At 61.6% G+C, this 19,702-nt stretch carries 18 protein-coding genes and 1 tRNA gene; 7 read left to right on the top strand and 12 right to left on the bottom strand.

All coding sequences use genetic code 11. From position 1 onward, the window contains the following. Positions 1-224 precede the first annotated feature (224 nt). A complete protein-coding gene (gene lepA, locus LKK40_RS02990; protein WP_304309089.1) occupies positions 225-2,102 on the bottom strand; it encodes a translation elongation factor 4 in 1,878 nt (625 codons plus the stop codon). Positions 2,103-2,369: 267 nt separating this feature from the next. Between lepA and rpsT the strand changes: the two genes are divergently transcribed. Next, positions 2,370-2,630: a 30S ribosomal protein S20 gene (rpsT, locus tag LKK40_RS02985; RefSeq protein ID WP_152579803.1), complete on the top strand. Its 261-nt coding sequence runs from the start codon at positions 2,370-2,372 to the stop codon at positions 2,628-2,630. A gap of 134 nt (positions 2,631-2,764) precedes the next feature. Here the strand turns inward: rpsT and LKK40_RS02980 are convergent, their stop codons facing one another. Further along, positions 2,765-3,331 (bottom strand): isochorismatase family protein, encoded by a 567-nt coding sequence (locus LKK40_RS02980; RefSeq protein WP_304309087.1) that lies wholly within the window; start codon positions 3,329-3,331, stop codon positions 2,765-2,767. 133 nt (positions 3,332-3,464) lie between these two features. Here LKK40_RS02980 and LKK40_RS02975 point away from each other — a divergent pair, with 133 nt between their 5' ends. Beyond that, a complete protein-coding gene (locus tag LKK40_RS02975) occupies positions 3,465-4,025 on the top strand; it encodes a hypothetical protein (RefSeq protein WP_304309086.1) in 561 nt (186 codons plus the stop codon). Positions 4,026-4,036: 11 nt separating this feature from the next. Further along, positions 4,037-4,837 carry a MerR family transcriptional regulator gene (locus tag LKK40_RS02970; protein WP_304309084.1) on the top strand — a complete coding sequence of 267 codons (801 nt, stop codon included), beginning with the start codon at positions 4,037-4,039 and terminating at the stop codon, positions 4,835-4,837. A 145-nt stretch (positions 4,838-4,982) separates the two neighbouring features. Here LKK40_RS02970 and LKK40_RS02965 read toward each other — a convergent pair whose 3' ends face one another. The 3 genes from LKK40_RS02965 to LKK40_RS02955 form a co-directional block, all read right to left on the bottom strand. Then, positions 4,983-5,807: a trimeric intracellular cation channel family protein gene (locus LKK40_RS02965; protein ID WP_304309502.1), complete on the bottom strand. Its 825-nt coding sequence runs from the start codon at positions 5,805-5,807 to the stop codon at positions 4,983-4,985. A gap of 327 nt (positions 5,808-6,134) precedes the next feature. Further along, positions 6,135-7,262 carry a branched-chain amino acid aminotransferase gene (locus LKK40_RS02960; RefSeq protein ID WP_152579805.1) on the bottom strand — a complete coding sequence of 376 codons (1,128 nt, stop codon included), beginning with the start codon at positions 7,260-7,262 and terminating at the stop codon, positions 6,135-6,137. 231 nt (positions 7,263-7,493) lie between these two features. After that, positions 7,494-8,135: a 50S ribosomal protein L25/general stress protein Ctc gene (locus LKK40_RS02955; RefSeq protein ID WP_304309082.1), complete on the bottom strand. Its 642-nt coding sequence runs from the start codon at positions 8,133-8,135 to the stop codon at positions 7,494-7,496. 576 nt (positions 8,136-8,711) lie between these two features. Here LKK40_RS02955 and LKK40_RS02950 point away from each other — a divergent pair. Together LKK40_RS02950 and LKK40_RS02945 are read left to right on the top strand one after the other, a co-directional pair. Then, positions 8,712-9,740: an alpha/beta hydrolase gene (locus tag LKK40_RS02950; protein WP_434735005.1), complete on the top strand. Its 1,029-nt coding sequence runs from the start codon at positions 8,712-8,714 to the stop codon at positions 9,738-9,740. Between the two features lie 238 nt (positions 9,741-9,978). Continuing rightward, positions 9,979-12,015, top strand: coding sequence for an AMP-dependent synthetase/ligase (locus LKK40_RS02945; protein ID WP_304309079.1), 2,037 nt, complete (start codon positions 9,979-9,981; stop codon positions 12,013-12,015). A gap of 98 nt (positions 12,016-12,113) precedes the next feature. On the opposite strand, the gene LKK40_RS02940 is transcribed toward LKK40_RS02945, so the two are convergent. The 7 genes from LKK40_RS02940 to LKK40_RS02910 all read right to left on the bottom strand — a co-directional run bounded on the left by LKK40_RS02940 (position 12,114) and on the right by LKK40_RS02910 (position 18,400). Continuing rightward, positions 12,114-12,623, bottom strand: a complete 510-nt coding sequence (locus LKK40_RS02940) for a hypothetical protein (RefSeq protein ID WP_304309078.1) — start codon at positions 12,621-12,623, stop codon at positions 12,114-12,116. A 69-nt stretch (positions 12,624-12,692) separates the two neighbouring features. Continuing rightward, the gene (era, locus tag LKK40_RS02935) at positions 12,693-13,727 is read right to left on the bottom strand and encodes a GTPase Era (protein ID WP_304309077.1); all 1,035 of its coding nucleotides are present in this window, start codon (positions 13,725-13,727) and stop codon (positions 12,693-12,695) included. A 68-nt stretch (positions 13,728-13,795) separates the two neighbouring features. Continuing rightward, entirely contained in the window at positions 13,796-15,334 is a 1,539-nt protein-coding gene (locus LKK40_RS02930; protein ID WP_304309076.1) for a hemolysin family protein, read from the bottom strand. A 13-nt stretch (positions 15,335-15,347) separates the two neighbouring features. Then, positions 15,348-15,890: an rRNA maturation RNase YbeY gene (ybeY, locus tag LKK40_RS02925; protein ID WP_304309074.1), complete on the bottom strand. Its 543-nt coding sequence runs from the start codon at positions 15,888-15,890 to the stop codon at positions 15,348-15,350. Continuing rightward, a complete protein-coding gene (locus LKK40_RS02920) occupies positions 15,887-17,104 on the bottom strand; it encodes a PhoH family protein (protein ID WP_304309072.1) in 1,218 nt (405 codons plus the stop codon). Before LKK40_RS02920 ends, ybeY begins: the two co-directional genes overlap by 4 nt. Before the next feature lie 7 nt (positions 17,105-17,111). Continuing rightward, positions 17,112-17,450: a histidine triad nucleotide-binding protein gene (locus LKK40_RS02915; protein WP_273328942.1), complete on the bottom strand. Its 339-nt coding sequence runs from the start codon at positions 17,448-17,450 to the stop codon at positions 17,112-17,114. Between the two features lie 152 nt (positions 17,451-17,602). Next, a complete protein-coding gene (locus LKK40_RS02910) occupies positions 17,603-18,400 on the bottom strand; it encodes a 16S rRNA (uracil(1498)-N(3))-methyltransferase (RefSeq protein ID WP_304309070.1) in 798 nt (265 codons plus the stop codon). Positions 18,401-18,504: 104 nt separating this feature from the next. Between LKK40_RS02910 and LKK40_RS02905 the strand changes: the two genes are divergently transcribed. Beyond that, positions 18,505-18,591 (top strand) — tRNA-Leu (locus LKK40_RS02905). A gap of 105 nt (positions 18,592-18,696) precedes the next feature. Beyond that, entirely contained in the window at positions 18,697-19,578 is an 882-nt protein-coding gene (locus LKK40_RS02900; protein WP_304309068.1) for a TrmH family RNA methyltransferase, read from the top strand. Positions 19,579-19,702 lie beyond the last annotated feature (124 nt).

The raw sequence follows: 19,702 nt of genomic DNA, 5'->3' as shown, positions 1-19,702 counted from the left end.
GATAATATGCCAACTTCCAACGCTGCCTTCGCAGCCTTAGCGGCTGCTCACCTCGGCTACGAACAGCACACCGTGCTGTCCGCTTCACGCCTCGGCATCGGATGCAGAAAGGGACATGGATGTATACCTCAAACATGAGAAGGTACCAGCTTCCAACGCTGCCCTCGCAGCCTTAGCGGCTGCTCACCTCGGCTAAAGACCGACGATGACTTCGTCATCACTTACTACTCGCCCTTTTGTGCGGCGCGGATCTTGTCTTTGGTGTCGCGGTCGGTCGCGCCGTCGTCGGTGGACAGCGCGGCGATGAACGCCTCCTGCGGCACCTCGACATGGCCGAGCATCTTCATGCGCTTCTTGCCGGCCTTCTGCTTTTCGAGCAGCTTGCGCTTTCTCGTGATGTCGCCGCCGTAGCATTTGGCGAGCACGTCCTTGCGCAGCGCGCGGATGGTTTCACGTGCGATGATGCGTGAGCCGATGGCGGCCTGGATGGGAATCTCAAACTGCTGGCGCGGGATGAGCTCGCGCAGCTTCTTCGTCATCATCACGCCATACGCATAGGCCTTGTCGCGGTGGACGATGGCGCTGAAGGCGTCGACCTTCTCGCCTTGAATCAGTATATCGACCTTGACCAAGTCGGCGCTCTGCTCGCCATCCTCATGGTAGTCGAGCGATGCGTAGCCTTTGGTGCGGCTTTTGAGCTGGTCGAAGAAGTCGAAGACGATCTCCGCCAGCGGGATGCGATAGTGCATTTCGACGCGCTCGGCGCTGATGTATTCCATCGTGCCCATTTCGCCGCGATGCTCCTGGCACAGGTCCATCACCGAGCCAATGAACTCCTTGGGCGTGATGATGTCGGCGGCTACCATCGGCTCGATGATCTTCTTGATCTTGCCTTCGGGGAACTCGCTCGGATTGGTGACATGATGCAGCGTACCGTCCTCGGCGGTCACATCGTAGGTGACGTTGGGCGCGGTAGAGATCAGATCCAGCCCGAATTCTCGGCTAAGTCGTTCCGAGACAATCTCCATATGCAAGAGCCCCAGGAATCCGCAGCGGAAGCCGAAACCGAGCGCCACCGAGGTCTCCGGCTCATAGACGAGCGCTGCGTCATTGAGCTTGAGCTTGTCGAGCGCCTCGCGCAGCTCAGGGAACTGAGCGTTATCAATCGGAAACAGTCCCGAATACACCATAGGCTTGGGATCGCGGTAGCCCGGCAGTGGCTCGCTCGCCGGTCTGGTCGCGGAAGTGACCGTGTCGCCGACCTTCGACTGGCTCACGTCCTTCGCGCCGGTGATCACATAGCCGACCTCGCCTGCGGCAAGCGCCTTCGTCGGCACCATGTCAGGGCTGATTACGCCGATTTCGATGGGCTCATGGGTCATGCCGATGCCCATCATATGCAGTTTCTCGCGCGATTCGAGCCGGCCGTCGACCATGCGGATGTAGGTCACGATACCGCGGTAGGAGTCGTAGACCGAATCGAAGATCAGCGCGCGGGCAGGAGCCTGCGAGTCGCCCGAAGGCGCGGGCACGTCCATGACGATCTGATCGAGCAGATCGCGCACGCCTTCGCCTGTTTTGCCTGACACGCGAAGCACGGATTGCGGCTCGCAGCCAATCAGCCCGGCTATCTCCTCGGCATGGCGGTCCGGTTCGGCGCTGGGCAGGTCGATTTTGTTGAGCACCGGAATGATGGTGAGGTCATGCTCCATCGCCATGTACAGGTTCGACAGCGTCTGTGCCTCGATGCCCTGCGTGGCGTCGACCAGCAACACGGCCCCCTCGCACGCGGCCAGCGCGCGGGAGACCTCGTAGGTGAAGTCGACATGCCCGGGGGTGTCGATCATGCCGAGCGTGTATTCGGTGCCGTCAACGGTCCACGGCACGCGCACGGCCTGCGATTTGATAGTGATGCCGCGTTCCTGCTCGATGTCCATGCGGTCGAGGAAGCGGTCGCGCATTTCGCGCTCGGGCACGATGCCGGAGAGCTGCAAAATGCGGTCGGCTACGGTGGACTTGCCGTGGTCGATATGCGCGATGATGCAGAAGTTGCGAATCAGCGACTGATCGGTAAACCCGGGCCTGTTCTTCGGTTCAATCACTTGACGTGCGTCTCCTTGCTGCTTGTTGCTGCCAACGTGCCATTCCATGCGCTGCTTCTGCGGCTGTGCCTCCAACGAATGTCAGTGCAGCCTCTGCTTCACAACCACACCAGTCTACCGGCTGCTGTAGGCATTGCAGTACGGCCTTGAGCAACATGCACCACAGCGCGCAAGGCAACACCCATGCCACCACATAGGGATTATCCGAATGTGGTGTTAACATACTTGTTTGTATGTCCTTATAGAAAACGTTGTTTGGAGTAGATAGTGGCAAACATTAAGTCGCAGAAGAAGCGCGTTCTCACCAATGAGAAGGCGCACCAGCGCAACGTGGCTGTGAAGTCGGGTCTCAAGACCTCGATTCGCGCCACGCGTCAGGCCATCGATGCGGGTGACAAGGAAGCTGCTGAGGCTGCCTACCAGGTCGCCGCGCAGAAGCTTGACAAGGCCGCCGGCCGTGGCGTGATTCACAAGAATCAGGCTGCCAACCGCAAGTCCGGTCTCGCCGTCGCGATTAACGCGCTGTGATGTGACGGGTCTGATGACCCATCGCTTGTAAAAGCCCGCAGGTTCACGCCTGCGGGCTTTTTGCATGTCCGGTCTTGCGCGGTCTGAGTGTGGTTGCTAGTTGAAGGGTCTTTGCTGTACGGACGATGGTGACGCTAGAGCCTCACTGCATCGTGAGTTGCGATATCGCAGATCTGCCCGGGGTAGCGCAAGCCGCTGAAGTACCGGTTGGTGTGCGCCACGATCTGTTCACCTGTGATCGTGACGCCATCCCATTCAGCGCTGGTCGTGGTATGGGCGTCGCTGACCAGGGTGATGTCGTATCCTTCCGCTGCTGCACGTTGCACCGTGGTTCGGATGCAGTAGTCCGACTGCGCCCCTGCGACCACCAGTCTGGTTACTCCCAAGCCGTCAAGCACGCTTTTCAGATTGGTGTCTGCAAAGGCGTCGCGGTAGGTCTTACGTACTAATGGCTCGTCATCGTTTCGGCTCAATGGCGCGGCCAATTCCCAGTCGGGAGTGCCGAGCGCGACACCGTCGTCCTGCACCCATACGATAGCTGTACCATTTTCGCGTGCCCGGGCGACGAGGTCCGCTGCGCGCGTTAGCACACGGTTAGCGTCAAAGCATTCAGTCATCACGCCACGCTGCAAGTCAATGACCAGTACCACGGTCCGCGCGCCTATCGTCATTGCGTTGTTTTTCTCCACGAAGGCCCTCATGCCCTGAGCGTATCGCGATTGTCAGACCTGGCTGATGCCTGCTCATCGGGGTTCGCAGCGACACCAACGGAACGGTTCTGCGACACGCCTGAAACTTGACCCTCACGCTGCGTCAGGCGGGAAGCTTAGGTTTATGAGCAATTACTACAACGCCTTTGAAATGAGTCCAGTCCCTACGCCCAGCGTGGATGCAGTTGCGGCGCCTGAGCCGTTCCGCGGCATCTACGGGATGCCGATGTTCGTCATCGTGCCCACCCGCGACCTTGCTGCATCGAAACGATTCTGGCGAGACGCTCTGGGCTTCTTCAACCTGTTCGCCATCCCGGGAAGCCTCACGCACCTGCGGCGGTGGGCGTTCCAGGACGTCCTCCTTGTGCCGGCCGCCGCACAAGCCGACACGGACACCGACATCGACACAGACACAGACATTGACGCTGCGCCGACGGCGAGCTTGAGCTTCGCATGTGTGCTGAGCGAAATCGAGAGCATCGCCGCAGCCTGCGAGTCGATGCGCCCCGGATGCGTCAAAGAGCCGAGGGCCACCCCGTGGAATACCGTTGATCTCGAAATCACGACCCCGGAGCGCCTGCGCGTGATCTTCACCGCAGCAAAGCCCTTCGACCCGGCAAGCCAGGAGGCCCGCAATCTCGCAGGCATCGGAATCGTCGGGCCCGAAGAAACCCCGGACGCATAAGGAGAACCCAGATGAGTGCCGATTCATCCCAAGGGCTGACCATCGGGCAGACGGCGGCCCGCTTAGGCGTGAGCGTGCGCACGCTGCACCATTGGGACGCGACCGGCATCGCCTCGCCGCCTTTGCGAGACTCCCGCGGGTATCGAATCTACACCGCCGCCGATGTCGCCCGTCTGCAGCGAGTGATCGTCTACCGAGAGCTCGGAATGCCGCTTAAGAGTATCAAGACCCTTCTCGAGGGCGATAATGCGGACTCCGTCGCTGAACTGCGCAGGCAACACGAGCAGGTGAGCGCGCAGATCGCCCACTTGCAGGATATGCTCCGAGGCCTGGAACATATGATCCATGCCCGTGAGAACGGAGTGCTCCTGACCGCCCAGCAGCAGGCCGCGATCTTCGGACCGGAATGGCAGGCTGACTGGATGAGCCGCGCCCGCAAGCAATGGGAGGACACCCCGCAATGGGCCGAATATGCGGAACACGCGGCAAGCCGCACCCCAGCCGAATGGAGCTCCATAGCGCAAGCCAACGCAGAAGTTGACGCCGCGCTCGCAGCAGGAATGCGCACCGGCGTCAAGCCGGGCAGCGACGAGGCGGATCAGCTTGCCGAACGGCATCGTGCAGCCTTCAGCTCCTACTTCCACCTGACCTACAGCATGCAGATCATGCTGGGGCGTATGTACGAGTCCAACCCGGAGTACGCCGGGCACTACAACCGGCAGGAACCAGGTCTTGCGACATGGCTGCGCGAGATCATCGAGGCAAACGCCCGCACCAACGGAGTGAACCTCGAAACAGTCACCTGGTCCTAGGCGAGACGCCATAGCCCCGTTTGTCACTCGTAGCAACATCACGCAAAACACGCGGTTAGCGTGACAAACGTACTAGGCCTGTGCTTGCACGCTCCCTCCGGACACGCGGCAACCCCTCGCTCGGTCACCAACCGCCCGGCATACACTACTTTGCCCCGCCCGACGCACGCGGCCCATCGTTATCGCCGCCATTGTCAGCATCGCCATCATCGTCACGATTTCGGCTATGGCCGGGCGCGCCCGAATCATGAGCCTGCGGGTGAATGACCGGCCTGCGCAGGTACCGGCCGGGCGGCACTGGCGGCAGGTGCGCCTCGTGGCGTCGCAACGCGCCGGGAAGCTGGATGTTGAACACCACCGAGAGAATACGCATCGCGACTACGATGCCTACGATCAGCACATCGCCGATCATCTCGGCGTTGAATGTGACCAGTCCGGCGCTCAGCGCCTTGCCCAGCAGCACGGTGAGCACGCAGCCGACGAACGATGGCACCGCATACCAGTGCCGGTCCTTGATGACCGCCGGCACTTCGTTGAGCAGCACATCGCGTATCAGCCCGCCGGATAGCGTGGTGAACATGCCGATGAACACCGCAGTCATGCCGGAGGCGTGATAGATCAAGGCCTTCGAAGTGCCATTGACCGCGAACAAGCCCAACGCCAGCGCGTCGACTACGAGCATGGTCCATTTGAGCTTGTCGACTTCCGGGTGGATGACCGCCACGACAAGACCCGAAGCCAGCGTGGTCAGCACCAGTCCCCGGTCCGATATGCCCACAGGCGGGAAGATGCCGAGCAGCACGTCACGCACGATGCCGCCGCCCACAGCCGTGAGCCAGGACGTCATGAGAATGGAGAACAGGTCATACCCCTTGTGCACAGCCATCAGGCCGCCCGAAAGCCCGCAGCAGAAGATGGCGAGGTATTCGATGGCCATGAAAAACGCATTGCTTTCCAACACCGGTTCCATGCTCACGCCCCCTGCCTGTCTGCTTTGTTCTTCAATACCCGATTCAACAACTTGCCAACGCATGCTTACTTATTGCAGTACCGAAGAATAGAGGGTTAGGCTGACACAAACGCGGCTACGCCAAACAGTCGCAGCCAAGCCAAGATTCCGGCTCTTTCTGCAGCTCTTGATCAGCGCTAACTCCAACGTTCATGCCAATACAACGAGGGTCTGCCGGAAACACGCTAACGCATTTCCGACAGACCCTCGTCTATGTACAGCTCACGGTCCGTGAACTGAGGTCGGTGAATCAGATCACCGGCCTAACTCACAGCCAAACAAAACCGCTCAGCAGACCTTCCACATCCAGTCGTGCGGATCTTCGATCTCGCCGAGCTGAATGCCGAGCAGCTGGTTGCGGGTGGCAACGGTGTACTCGCCCGAGCCGCCGTCGCCGACGGTCACATCGAACTTCTCGGACTTGAAGTGGCCGATCGGGGTGATGATCGCCGCGGTGCCGCAGGCGAACACCTCGGTGACTTCGCCCGACTTGATGTCGTCGAGCAGATCCTGCAGCTTGATCATGGTCTCGACCACGTCACGGCCCTCATCCTGCGCGAGCTGGATGATGGAGTTGCGGGTCACGCCGGGCAGGATGTTGCCGGTGAGCGACGGAGTTTCGAGATGGCCGTCCTTATGCACGGCGAACATGTTCATGCCGCCGAGCTCTTCGAGGTAGGTCTTGGTCGCCGCATCCACGAAGCAGACCTGCTCGCAGTCGTTCTCGATGCCGCGGTATTCGCCGACCAGGGACGCTGCGTAGTTGCCGCCGCACTTGGCGAAGCCAGTGCCGCCGGGGCCGGTGCGGAACCAGGTGTCCTCAACCCAGATGTTCACGGGCTTGACGCCGCCGGGGAAGTACGGGCCGGACGGCGAGGCGATCACGCAGTAGTCGACCTCTTCGGGCGCGCGCACGCCGAGGAAGGGCTCGGAGGCGAACAGGAAGGGGCGCATGTACAGCGTGTACTCGCGGCGGGTCGGCACCCAGGCGGCATCGCGCTTGACGAGCGCGGCGACCGAGCCCAGGAAGTCGTCCACGGGCAGTTCGGGCAGGTAGAGGCGCTTGGCGGAATTGCGGAAGCGGTTAGCGTTCGCATCCGGGCGGAACAGCCAGACCGAACCGTCGTCGTGATGGTAGGCCTTGAGGCCTTCGAAGCATTCCTGCGCATAGTGCAGCACCGAAGCGCCCGGGTCCAGCTTCAGCGGGGCGTACGGCTCAACGCGGCGATCCGACCATCCTTCGCCCTTGGTCCATGACATGTGAGTCATGTTGTCGGAGAAGACCTGGCCGAAAGCCGGCTTGTCCGTCAGCTCCTGGCGCTTGGCATCCGAGGCGGGATTGTCGTTGGGCAGCACTTCGAACGGCTCGGCGAGCTTGTTCAGCGCTGCGGGATCATGATGATTGTTTTCACTCATTCCTTGGCTTCTTTTTCTGTTTTCATCGTCTTCACGGTGCAGGTTCAGGTACGTCGACGCTTATGGCGTGGCGCTGCCTCACATTCTAGACACACAAATCACATCGCGTTAATGGGCGGTTCACATTATGAAAAGGGGCCTGCACGCGAATGCAGGCCCCTTATATTCAGACCGGTGTCTCGGCTGCCATCTCAGGCTGCCATCTCAAGACGACTGAGTGTCGCCTGAACGTCACGCAGCGTCCGCAGGAGCGGCATCGGTGGTGGCCGCAGCGGCATCAGCTTCGGCGGGGGCTGCGGTCTCGGGGGTCGCAGTGGTCTCCGACGCATCCTCAGGTACCTCGACGGTGACGACGGATTCCTCGCCGTTGGTGCTGGCGTCCAGCTCGGCGCCTTCGGGCAGTTCGATGTCCTTGGCGAACACCTTGGTGCCATCGGTCATGCCTTCGACGTTCACCACGATGCGCTCAGGCAGGTTGGAGACGTCGGCGCGCACGGTGAGCTCCTGGATATCGACGAACGCAACAGCCGCGCCCTTCGGGGTGCCCTCGACGAAGACCGGGACGGAGACCTCGATCTTCTCGCCGGCCTTGACTTCGTAGAAGTCGATATGCTCGACGATGCGCTTGACGGGGTTGCGCTGCACATCCTTGACGACGGCCATCTTGGAATCGCTGCCGAACTCGATCGTGAACAGGGCGTTCGTGCGACGCAGCGCCAGCGTGGTCTCGCGCATCGGCAGCTTGATGAAGACCGGCTGGACTCCGCCGGCGTAGATGGTCGCGGGGATCTGCTGCGCGACGCGCATGCGGCGGGCAACGCCCTTGCCGAATTCGCTACGGACTTCGCCCTTGAGTGTGATGGTATCTGCCATGATGGCTCCTTATGCATAACCTATTCGTACGGTTTCTCTGCCTCGTTCGGCGCATCGGCGCGCCAACGAGCGGCACCTTACGATAACCGCCATCAGCTCAGTCGATTACGGAATTCGCATTCCCTCGCCAAAGCACGACAAGTCCCTTCGCCTCGACGCCCGTCATGAATCGTTATAACCACTTGATACAGGCATCGCATGCGCCGACACTCGTCACAGCAACATCCACCAGTTTACCGCGGCCTTGGACAACGTGACTTTGGCAGCATGATTGTGAACAAAGCCTTTCAGTCAGCGCCCTGCACGCCGGCACGTTGCCAAAACGGGAGATCCATGCCATGTGATGCATATGCGCAGCGTTTCATCGCCTCGAACGCTCGACACGATAGCCCGATATGATAGAGGGCAGGCTTAAGGCATTAGCAAGGCAATGGCAGGCGGCATCTGCGAGGAGGCGACATGGGCGCACAGGATACACGAGGCACACAGCGGGCGCATGGGGCATCGGCGGCATCGCAACGCACGCGGCAGGACTTGCCACGCGAACAGCGGCAATCGCAGCGCGATACGAAAGCCATGCGCTATCTGCCGGCCTATCTGGGCGCGACGATGGCCTTGGGCGGTGCCGCGCTGTATGCGCTCGCCGATTTCCAATTCAGATTCACCTTGGACACCAATTCGCGCTTCTCGCTGCTCTCCCTGTCCAAGGACACCAGCCGCCGAGGCCGCAAGAATCCTCGCGACCAGCGCAACCGCCGTGGTCGTCGCGTATATACGGAACCGCTGCACCGCGACGCCGCCGAAGAGCGCGAAGCCGAGAAGTGGTTCGATGACGCCAAGCATTCGGTGAGCATCACGAACGAAGATGGCCTGCGCCTGCACGCATGGTCCTTCGACCCGGACTGCGCCAGCCCCAAGCCGCACTGCTATGTCATCTGCTGCCACGGCTTCTCGGGCGGGCCTGCACAAATGGCGAAATACGCGCATCGCTTCGCCACGATGGGCTTCACCGTACTCACGCCGGCGAGCCGCTGCCGTGAGCTGAGCGAAGGCCGGTACATCGGCATGGGGTGGCTGGAACGGCGCGACCTGCTGCAATGGGTCAGATTCATTGCGGCGCAGGATGCGCAGGCACGGGTGCTGCTCGATGGCGTCTCGATGGGGGCCGCGACGGTGATGATGGCCTGCGGCGAGGAAAGCCTGCCATCCAATGTGGTGGCAGCAATTGCGGACTGCGGCTTCACGAGCGTATGGGACCAGTTCATGTTCAATGCGCGGGCGCTCTATCATCTCCCCCGCTGGCTGGCGGGCCTGCTCGTGCAGGGCATGAGCCTGATTGCCGCGCACCGGGCGGGCTATGGGTTCCGCGAGGCCTCCTGCGTGAATCAGCTGGGCAACGTGCGCATACCGATGCTGTTCATCCACGGCGGCGCGGATGATTTCGTCTCCCCTGCCTCGCTGGACAAGGTGTTTCAGGCATGCGCCAGCCCGCGCAAGCAGCGCCTGCTGATTCCGGGGGCCGGGCACGCCATGAGCGCCAGCACCGATCCGGTGACGTACTGGAAGCGCGTGAATGCATTCGTGTCGCCGCTCTTTGATCAATAGACGATCAGTAGGCGATCAGCAGACGTGATAGCTGCTACAGACTCGTCGGCGCAATCAGCGCACCGACATTATCTATTCGCGTGAGCCGCCTACGCTACCGTAAGGTGACGGGCAGGCTACAAGCGATTACTATCACAAGGAGAAAGCCTCAGCAGCGGATGCCATCGGCGATGAGAATCGCATGGCGAAGGACCGCTGCATGGCAGGACGACGAAGGCCAACGGCCAAGGAGCATTACGTGTCTGTTATCAACTCGATCGAACAACAAGCCCTGAAACTCACCCGCAAGGCGCTCAGCCTCGGCCCCGGCTTCTCGCATCCTACGAGCGACGACACGCCTGACATCCCCGACTACGTCAGGCCCGAGGACATCTCCGCGCAGAACGAGGCCAGGGATTTGCCGCATGCCGACGAATGGCGCACCGGCTTCCCCACCACGACCTTCATCGACCCGCACACCGGGTTGCTGACCGCGACCACCGCCAGCATCGACCCTATCGATGAGGGCATGTCCGTCTACGACCTGTATGCCGAACGCGCCGAACGCCGTGGCGATGACCCGCTCTACACCTTCCAATCCGGCGACGCCTGGATCAGCAAAACCGCCAACGAGTTCCTCGCCCAGGTGCGCGAAGTAGCCAAGGGGCTTATGCACTACGGTCTGAACAAGGGCGACGCCGTCGCCTTCATGTGCCGCACCTCGTACGAATGGGATGTGACCGACGCGGCGGTGCTGGCCTGCGGCGGCGTGCTGGCCACGATCTACGACACCGATTCGGCCGAGCAGATTCGCAACATCGTCAACAATTCGGATGCGCGGCTGCTCATCGTCGAAACCACGGAGATGCGCGACAAGGCCGACGGTGCCATCGAGGACTGCCCGACGCTTGAGGACATCATCTGCATCGAAACGGGCGGGCTCGACGAGCTGCAAGCCTACGGCACCGGTGTCAGCGACGAGACGCTGGACGAGCGCATCGATTCGATCAAGAAAACTGATCTGTGCTCGGTCGTCTACACCTCTGGCTCCACCGCCTCGCCGAAGGGCGTGGAGATGACGCATGAGCACTACTGCATGACCGCAATGGCGCTGTGCAGCTACATGCCCGAGCTGCTTGCCGACCCGAACAACACTGTGCTGCTGTTCCTGCCGCAGGCGCATACCTTCGCGCGCGCCATCAATTACATCGTCGCGGCCAGCGATATGCACATCTACATCGCACGCGGCATTTCCACGCTTATCACCGATCTGCAGGTAGCCAAGCCTTCAATCATGATCGTGGTGCCCCGCGTGCTTGAGAAGGTCTACAACGCCGCCTCGCAGAAAGCCGGAACCGGACTCAAGGGCATGGCGTTCGCGTCGGCCGTGGTCGCCGCGCAGAACTACATGAAGGAGCTCAGCGCCAAGGGCAAGGCCAGCACAGGACTCAAGATGCGCCGTGCAGCCTTTGACCCGACCGTGTACCGTCCGTTGCGCGACGTGCTCGGCGGGCGTTCTAAGTGGATCGTCGCCGGCGGCGCGCCGCTCGACCCGCAGCTGCTCGCCTTCTTCCGTGGTGCCAACGTGCCGGCGTACGAGGGCTACGGCCTGACCGAGACCACCGCGCCGTGCTCGTTCAATCCGCTCGGCACGCCCTATCATGAAGGCTCGGTTGGCATCCCCTTCCCTGGCTTCTCGGTGCGCATCGCGCGCGACGGCGAGATTCAGGTGCGTGGCACGGGCGTCTTCAAGCGCTACCACAAGAACGACGAAGCCACCGAAACCTCCTTCACCCCCGACGGATGGTATGCCACCGGCGATCTGGGCCACCTGAGCGACGATGGCTTCCTGACCATCACCGGGCGCAAGAAGGATCTCATCATCACCGCCGGCGGCAAGAACGTGGCCCCCGGCCCCATCGAAGAGGTCATTCAGCGCTGCTCCTTCGTCTCCCAGGCCCTCGTGCTCGGCGACAAGCGCCCGTTCATCTCCGCGCTGATCACGATGGATGAGGACTCGCTGCGCATGTGGCTCGGCTCCAAGGGCCTCGACCGTGATATGACTCTGGAACAGGCCGCCGAGAACGCCGCGGTGCGCGCCGAGGTCCAGAACTTCGTGGATTTGGCCAACGAGGGCGTCTCCCGCGCCGAATCCGTGCGCAAATTCATCATCCTGCCTGAGGAGTTCACGCAGGACAACGGCCTGCTCACCGCCTCGATGAAGGTCATCCGCCCCAAGGTCATCCGCCGCTACGCCACCCTGCTCAACACGCAGATGTACACCAAGCGCAAGTAAGGCTTTGCTTGTGTCAGCCGGAAGACTGGTTCCGGCTGCCTCAGCGACCGCTCAGATATTCGGCCGTTGAGTTCTCTACCGCTGAGCTACTCCACTGCTCAGGCCGTGCCGTACTCGATTTCGTGCCAGGTCTTGCCATCGGCGTCGAGATACAGAATATCCGTCATCCGCTCCTGCGTCCCGTGTTCAAGCGATATGTCAGCGGAATCGTCGCAGGTGAAGGCGACGGTGTCGATGAACACGCGATTCGCACCGTGCTGTTTATACGCTTCATACAGGCTTGACGAGGACCCCGGATACTCCTTCTCCGTCTGAATCTCCGACGCCAGCAGATCATTGGCTTCCTGCTCGTCGTAGCTGATCGTGTTGATCACGCACCCGGTGAATTTCGAGAAGACCTCAGTGGTCTTCTGCGTAGCGCCGCGCATCTGCGCATCGGTGAACTTCGCCGAATGCGAGTACGTATACGTGATATGCGAGGTATCGGCCGGCCGGTATTTATACCAGTAAATCAGCCCACCGGCCACCAATGACATCACGATTACCACGGCGATGACAATGCTCGGTATGATTGAGTGCCTTGAGGGACGCTTCGCGTGACCATTCATGACGCACCAATCTTTCTCCGGGAGAGTAGTGAGAGTACTGAGAGCAGTAGGAGCAGTAAACAGCAGACGCTAGAATCCGAGCTTTTCGAGCTGCTTGGGGTCGGACTGCCAGTCCTTGGCGACCTTGACCTGCAGATCGAGGCGCGATTTCTGGCCGACGATGCGGTTGACCGGGGTGCGCAGCCGCTTGCGCACCTGCACAAGATGCTCGGCCTTATGCCCGATGATGATGGGCTTCTGCGAATTGCGTTCGACATAGATCGACACGATGACATGCGCCTTGCCATCGGCAGCCACGCCAAGATTGGCGTCCGGGCTGTCGGGATATTCTATCGAATCCACGACGACGGCCAGCGAATGCGGCAGCTCATCGTCCAGCTCTTCCAGGAAGGCGCCGCGCACCAGTTCGGCGATGGTGTCCTTGGGGCTTTCCTCGCTGATCTGATCGTCCGGGTACATCTGCGGGCCTTCAACCATATGGTCGATCAGCACGCTTCTGACCTCGTCAAGATTGTCGCGATCGAGCGCGCTGACCGGAACCAGCGCAGTGAAATCGGCGAATTCGTCAATCTCGATGAGCTTGGCGACCAGCTGCTGACGCCCCAGCATGTCGATTTTCGTGACAATCGCGATAAGCGGCACCTTCCACTTGAACGTGCCGTCGTCGCGCTTGACGGCGAACTGGCTGCGCAGGCGGCTCAGAATCCGCTTGTCCCCCGCGCCGATCTCCTGATCGGCGGGCAGCAGGAAGGCGATTTCGTCCACATCGCTCAGCGACTCGTCGACTACATCGTTGAGGCGCTGGCCCAGCAGGGTGCGCGGGCGATGGATGCCGGGCGTGTCGACCAGCACCAGCTGCGCGTTCGGGGTCGTGAGGATGCCGCGGATGGCCTTTCGCGTGGTCTCGGGCCGCGATGAGGCGATGGCGATCTGCGTGCCGAGCAGAGCATTGATCAGCGTGGACTTGCCGACGTTCGGACGGCCCACGACCGCCACAAATCCTGACCGGTAGGCCTCGCTATGGCTCACTGGCTCGCTTGGGGCCGTCGATTCATCATGCGTTGCCGACTCACTCTGTGTTGCCGTCTCGTCGTGTTCGTTCATGCTTTTCCTTGCTGTGATTGCTGTGATGTCGTGATTATTGTGATTGTTGTGATTGCTGCGCAAGACGGTCACTGTGCCGCATCGTCACTGTGCCTATCAACGCTGTGCTTATCAATACTGTATTTATCGTGTTTGCCGATGTTGCGTGTGTCGCTGCTGCGGCTGCCGTCGCTGCCCTGGTTCTCGTGCCTCGAAGCATCCGAAGACTCGGAGGAGGACGAAGTCTTGGCTTCTTCCTGCGCACGCAGGCTAGTCGGTCCGCCGTTCGTTTCGCTGGCAGGCTCCACCAGCACCGTGGACACCTTCTTGCGCCGCCCTGCGGAATCGACGGCAGTGAGCTTGAGCCCACGAGTCACCGCGCTATTGCCCACGATGGGCACGCGGCCGAGCAGTTTGGTCAGCAGCCCGTAGACCGTGTCGACGTCGTCCTCGTCGATGTCGACCTCGAAAATCTCCTCCAAGTCGGCTATCGGCGTGCGCGCAGGCATGCGCCATGTGCGTTCCCCGACCCGCTCCGGCTCGCTGTGCTGGGTGCGGTCGTGCTCGTCTTCCAGCTCGCCCACGATCTGCTCAAGCGTGTCCTCAATCGTCACCAAACCTGCAATGCCGCCGTATTCATCAACCACCATCGCCACATGCTGGCGGGTGCGCTGCATCTCGTGGAACAGGTCGTCAACCGGCTTGGATTCGGGCACGAGCATCGGCTGGCGGCATATCGTCTCGACGCTGCGCGTGCCGGCGGCCGGGTTGAAGGCCGTGGCCCGCACCGCGTCCTTGAGGTAGACGATGCCCACCAGATCATCCACATCCTCGCCAATGACCGGCACGCGCGAGAAGCCGGAGCGGGTGCACAGCTTGAGCAGGTCCTCAAGCGAGGCGTCATGCTCGATGCAGATCATATCGGTGCGCGGCACCATGATCTCGCGCGTGAGCGTATCCGAAAGCGTGAGCACATTGCGCAGCATCTCGGAGACTTCGGGGTCGAAATCGTTGGATTCCACAAGCCGATCGATGGCCGCGCGGCCTTGCTCAAGCTGGATTTTCTCAAGCTCCTCGTCGTCGGAAAGCTCCGACTCGCGCGCACGGCGCTTGGAGACCTGCCGACCGCCGATGTGCGCAAAAGGCGTAACCGCCACGGCAAAGGACACCAGCCGGGCCCGCCCCAGCAGGATGTCGACCGGCTTGGAGGCTCCCGCCGAGCGCGGCCGCACCAGAATCGAGATGACGGCCACAATCAGCGCGAACACAAGCCCGATGAGCAGCTGCTCCCACAGCGCGGCGCCGAACAGCGCGGCGATGCAGCTTACCAGCACGCCATCCAGCACATTGCAGGCGATGCGGAAGAAAGCGCACGATCCGGATGTGGCGAAACGGTCGGCGATCAGCCGCTGGACCGTATGAATCCGCGCGATCTTCTTCAGGCGCGAAAAACGGCTGGTTTCCGTGTCGGTCTGCACTTCAAAGATCAGATTATTCAGGCTCGCGCGCGTCACACGGCCTACAGCGGCCTCGGCGGCGGCCATGGACAGCGAAAGCCATACCAGCAGCAGGGCGACCACGGCGAGCGCCGCGACGAGCAGCAGCATGGTCGTATCAGGAAGAGACATGAGCGCGACTCCCCTACTTGCCGACGCCGTGCGCGGCGTGCTCGGCGTCGTATACAGCCAATGCGTCTCCCGCGCCTGCAGGAATCTGAGCAGAGCCTATCGAGGATTCGCGCACGGCCATGAAGGTCAGCAGCAATTGCCGCTGCAGCGCGAACATCTGCCGCTCCTGCTCCGGGGTGACGTGGTCATAGCCCAGCAGATGCAGCGTGCCGTGAATGGTGAGCAGCATCATCTCCTGCATGGTGCTGTGCCCGGCCGCCGCAGCCTGCTGCGCCGCCACCCACGGGCAGATCACGATGTCGCCAAGCACCCCTTCCATAGTGGTTTTGCCGTCGCCGGGGCGCAGCTCGTCCATGGGGAAGCTCATCACATCGGTTGGCCCTTCAAGGTTCATCCAGCGCTCGTGCAGGTGCGCAATCGGGTCGGGATCCACGAAAAGAATCGTCAGGTCGGACTGCGTGCTCACGCGCATCTGGTCCATGACCCACAGGCCCAGTTCGGAGAAGACCTTGGAATCGAGCTGCCAGACGGTTTCGTTGGTGACTTCGACGCTCATCGCTGCTCCTTAATGCTGGGTTCGTCAACGCTATGCTCATCAACGTCCTGCTTAGTCATGCTGCGCTCTCTACTGCTGCTCCTACCGCTCTTGCCGCCTTTGCCGACCTTGGCGTGGCGATCATAGGCTTCGACGATGCGCCCCACCAGCTCGTGGCGCACTACGTCGCGCGCATCGAGATGCACGAAGGCGATGTCATCGAGGCCGCCGAGGATGCCTTCGATTGTCGCCAGCCCGGAGCGCGGCACGGTCAGGTCGATCTGCGTGATATCGCCGGTGATCACCATCGTCGTGTTGAAGCCCAGGCGTGTGAGGAACATCTTCATCTGCTGCTCGGTCGTATTCTGCGCCTCGTCGAGGATCACGAAGGCGTCGTTGAGCGTCCGCCCGCGCATATAGGCCAGCGGGGCGACCTCGATGGTACCGTCGTCCATATAGCGCTTGAGCTGTTCGGCGCCGAGCATATCGGACAGCGCATCGTAGAGCGGGCGCAGATACGGGTCGACCTTCTCGTTGAGCGTGCCGGGCAGGAAGCCCAGGCTCTCCCCCGCTTCGACCGCAGGCCGCGTCAGCACAATGCGGCGTATCCGCTTGTCTTGAAAGGCGCGCACGGCCTTGGCTACGGCGAGATAGGTCTTGCCGGTGCCCGCAGGCCCGATCGCGAAGGTGATGACATGCGATTCGATGGCGTTCACATAGTGAATCTGCCCTGGCGTCTTGGGCCGGATGGGCACGTTGGAAGCGAAGGTAATGACGCCGGGGACGCGAGGCCTGCCAGTCGATGATGCATCGCCCTCATGGCGTCGTTGCGAAGCGGCGGTCGCTCCTCTGCTTCCCGCATGGGTGCCGCTGCCTGCCGTACGTGCGCTGCTGCCAGCGCCGTGTCGAGTCGACGGGTCGGAGGCGAAAACCGTCTCGCGGGTGCGCACATGGTTGCGCAGCACGTCGCGTTCGAGCATGCGCCGCACCGAGTCGGCGTCCAGCGGCGCGCTATAGGCCGCCTGAATGATCGTCTCGATGATGTTCTGCGCCTTGTCGGCATCGCTCTGAGTGTTCTTGGAGCGCGAAAGAATGGCGACGCGGTCGCCGCGCACGACGAAGGTCAGCTCGGGAAAGGCTTTCTCGACCTCTCGGATGACTTCGTCTACTGGTCCGAATACGGCGACGGGGTCGAGTTCGCGCGGAATCGTGATGGTGCGTGTCGTTGTGGCCACGGAACCCCTACTCGCTCAGGACTTCGCCGGTGAGCACATGCGCATGCACGTGGAAGACGGATTGCCCGGCATCGCGGCCGGTATTGAATTCCAAGCGGAACTCGCCGTGGAAGGCCTTGTCGGCGATCCCCTGCGCCACCGCGACCATATGCGCCAATTGCGTGGGGTCGTCCTCGGCCAGCTCGGCGACATTGGCATAATGCTTGCGCGGGATGATCAGCACATGGACCTTGGTTTTGGGATTGATGTCCTTGAACGCGTAAGTGGTCTCGTCCTCATATACGGTCTCACTGGGAATCTGTCCTGCGGCTATCGCGCAGAACAGGCAATCGTCAGATGCGCTCATCATGCTCCTTTTCAGGCGTTCGTGTATCGTATGCGCCCAGCTCCATGCTATTGTGCCGCACGGATAATTCTCGGCCATTCCCGGCCAGAGCGGTATTCGGATTGCTTTAGGCGCAACGGACCGTATGCTCTGCAACCATGCTATGAACCGCGCTATGCAAACCGCCCCAGCGCCCGCGAGAGCAGCGAAAGCGCTACCGGTCCCGCGCTTGAGGCCCGCATGATGGTCGATCCCAGCACGCATACGCGGGCTCCGGCCCCGGCAAACTGCGTTATCTCATGGTCGCTGATGCCACCTTCCGGCCCCACGACCACCGAAATCGTGCGTTCCCGACCATCGTCAAGGCAACGCTGAGAGAGCGCGGCGATATCGCCTTCTATGCCGCCCCATGTCGTCGTCGCGTCCTGATGAAGCACGATGACCAGGTCGCCATGCACGCTGGCTCGCCGGCATATGGCGAGTACCTGCTTGCTCGTGACGCACTCGCCAAGTTCGGGCATCCATGCCCGCCGTGACTGCTCCGTGGCCGAGGCGAGGGTCTGATGCCATTTCCTGTCACTGCGCCCTTCCTTCCATTTGGCGATGGAGCGCTCGGCCTGCCACGGAATCACCGCATCGACGCCGATTTGCGTGGCCATATCGATGGCCTGCTCGTCATGGCCGGTTTTCGCCAGCGCCTGAATCAGCGCCAGCCGGGTCATCGGGCGCGGCTCGCGCCCTACCTCGACCACTTGCGCAACGCCTTGGCGCGCGTCAAGCAAGGTCGCGCGCACACGGAGCCCGTTGCCGTCGCTCAGCTGCAACGCGTCGCCATCGCCCAGCCTCATGGCCTGCGTCGCATGCCTGCGCACGGCGTCGGGCAGCGTGAGATTCCATCCGGTGTGCAGCTCGTCGCTGTTCAGCGGGGTGTCGTCATGCGTGGTGTCCAGTATGAATAAGGGGTCGGTCATGGGTCCAAGGCTACACAGCAGGCAGCCGAGAGAAGGTTACGCGACACACCGGTAGTTAGATAGATAAAAGGTGATATAGTTCTACACGTTGCCTACAGCAACCTGTCCGGGTGGCGGAATGGTAGACGCGCTAGCTTGAGGTGCTAGTGCCTATTTATACAGGCGTACGGGTTCAAGTCCCGTTCCGGACACCGCAAATATAGCAGCTGAAACCCTTGGGAAACCAAGGGTTTTTGCGTATCCTAACGTCCTGCGCGGCATTGCTTGCGGACCTGATACTACAAGGAAAGACTTCCATGCGCTTCATCGTTATTGATTCGGTCGACGACGAGCAGGTCGCTGCCTATACGAATCTCACCGAGCTGCAGCTGCGCAATCGCCTGGAACCGGCAAAAGGCCTGTTCATCGCCGAATCTCCCAAGGTCATCGACCGTGCGCTGGCCGCTGGCCGCGAGCCGATATCGCTGCTGGTCGAGGAGCCGTGGATCAATGGCATGGCTGATACTTTCGCCCGGATCAACCAGCGCTGGGGTGCGGATATCCCCGTATACGTCGCTTCGCCTGCCCAGTTGAAACGGCTGACCGGCTACCGCCTGCACCGCGGAGCGCTTGCGGCGATGCGGCGCTGGCCGCTGCCGACGGTCACGGAGATCTGTCAGGATGCGCACCGTATCGCGGTCATGGAGAACATCGTGGATCACACCAATGTCGGCGCGCTGATGCGCTCGGCGGCCGCGCTCGACGTGGATGCCGTGCTGGTCACGCCCTCCTGCGGCGATCCGCTGTACCGACGCGCCGCACGGGTGTCGATGGGCACTGTTTTCCAGATTCCATGGACCCGCATCGGCGGCGATGACGCGCATTACTGGCCGGTGCAAGGCATGGCCGAGCTGCGCGGTCTCGGCTTCACCACGGTCGCCATGGCGCTTGAGGACGATTCGATCAGCTTGGCTGAACTGACCCGGCGTTTGGAGTCCTCGCCGCAGGAAACCAATCATATTGACAAGCTCGCGCTGATCTTCGGCACCGAGGGCGACGGGCTTTCGCATCGCACGATTTCCAGCGCCGATCTGACGGTGAAAATCCCCATGAGCCACGATGTGGACAGCCTGAACGTGGCTGCTTCCAGCGCCGTCGCCTTCTACGCGACCCGCCGGACGCTCAACGCGCAGGAATAGCTGAATGACGCTGCATGCCGATGCGCGCAGCTCACCGTATTAAGAGACTCGCCCACCGGGCTGCCTTGCATGTCATGGTATATGTGACATAATAAACGTGACCTAGGTTTGCGAAGACGCGACC

The sequence above is a fragment of the Bifidobacterium tibiigranuli genome (assembly GCF_022655035.1).
Lineage (GTDB): Bacteria > Actinomycetota > Actinomycetes > Actinomycetales > Bifidobacteriaceae > Bifidobacterium > Bifidobacterium tibiigranuli_A.
Note: the sequence above shows the minus strand (reverse complement) of the source record. Positions and strands in the feature narration are given on the sequence as shown.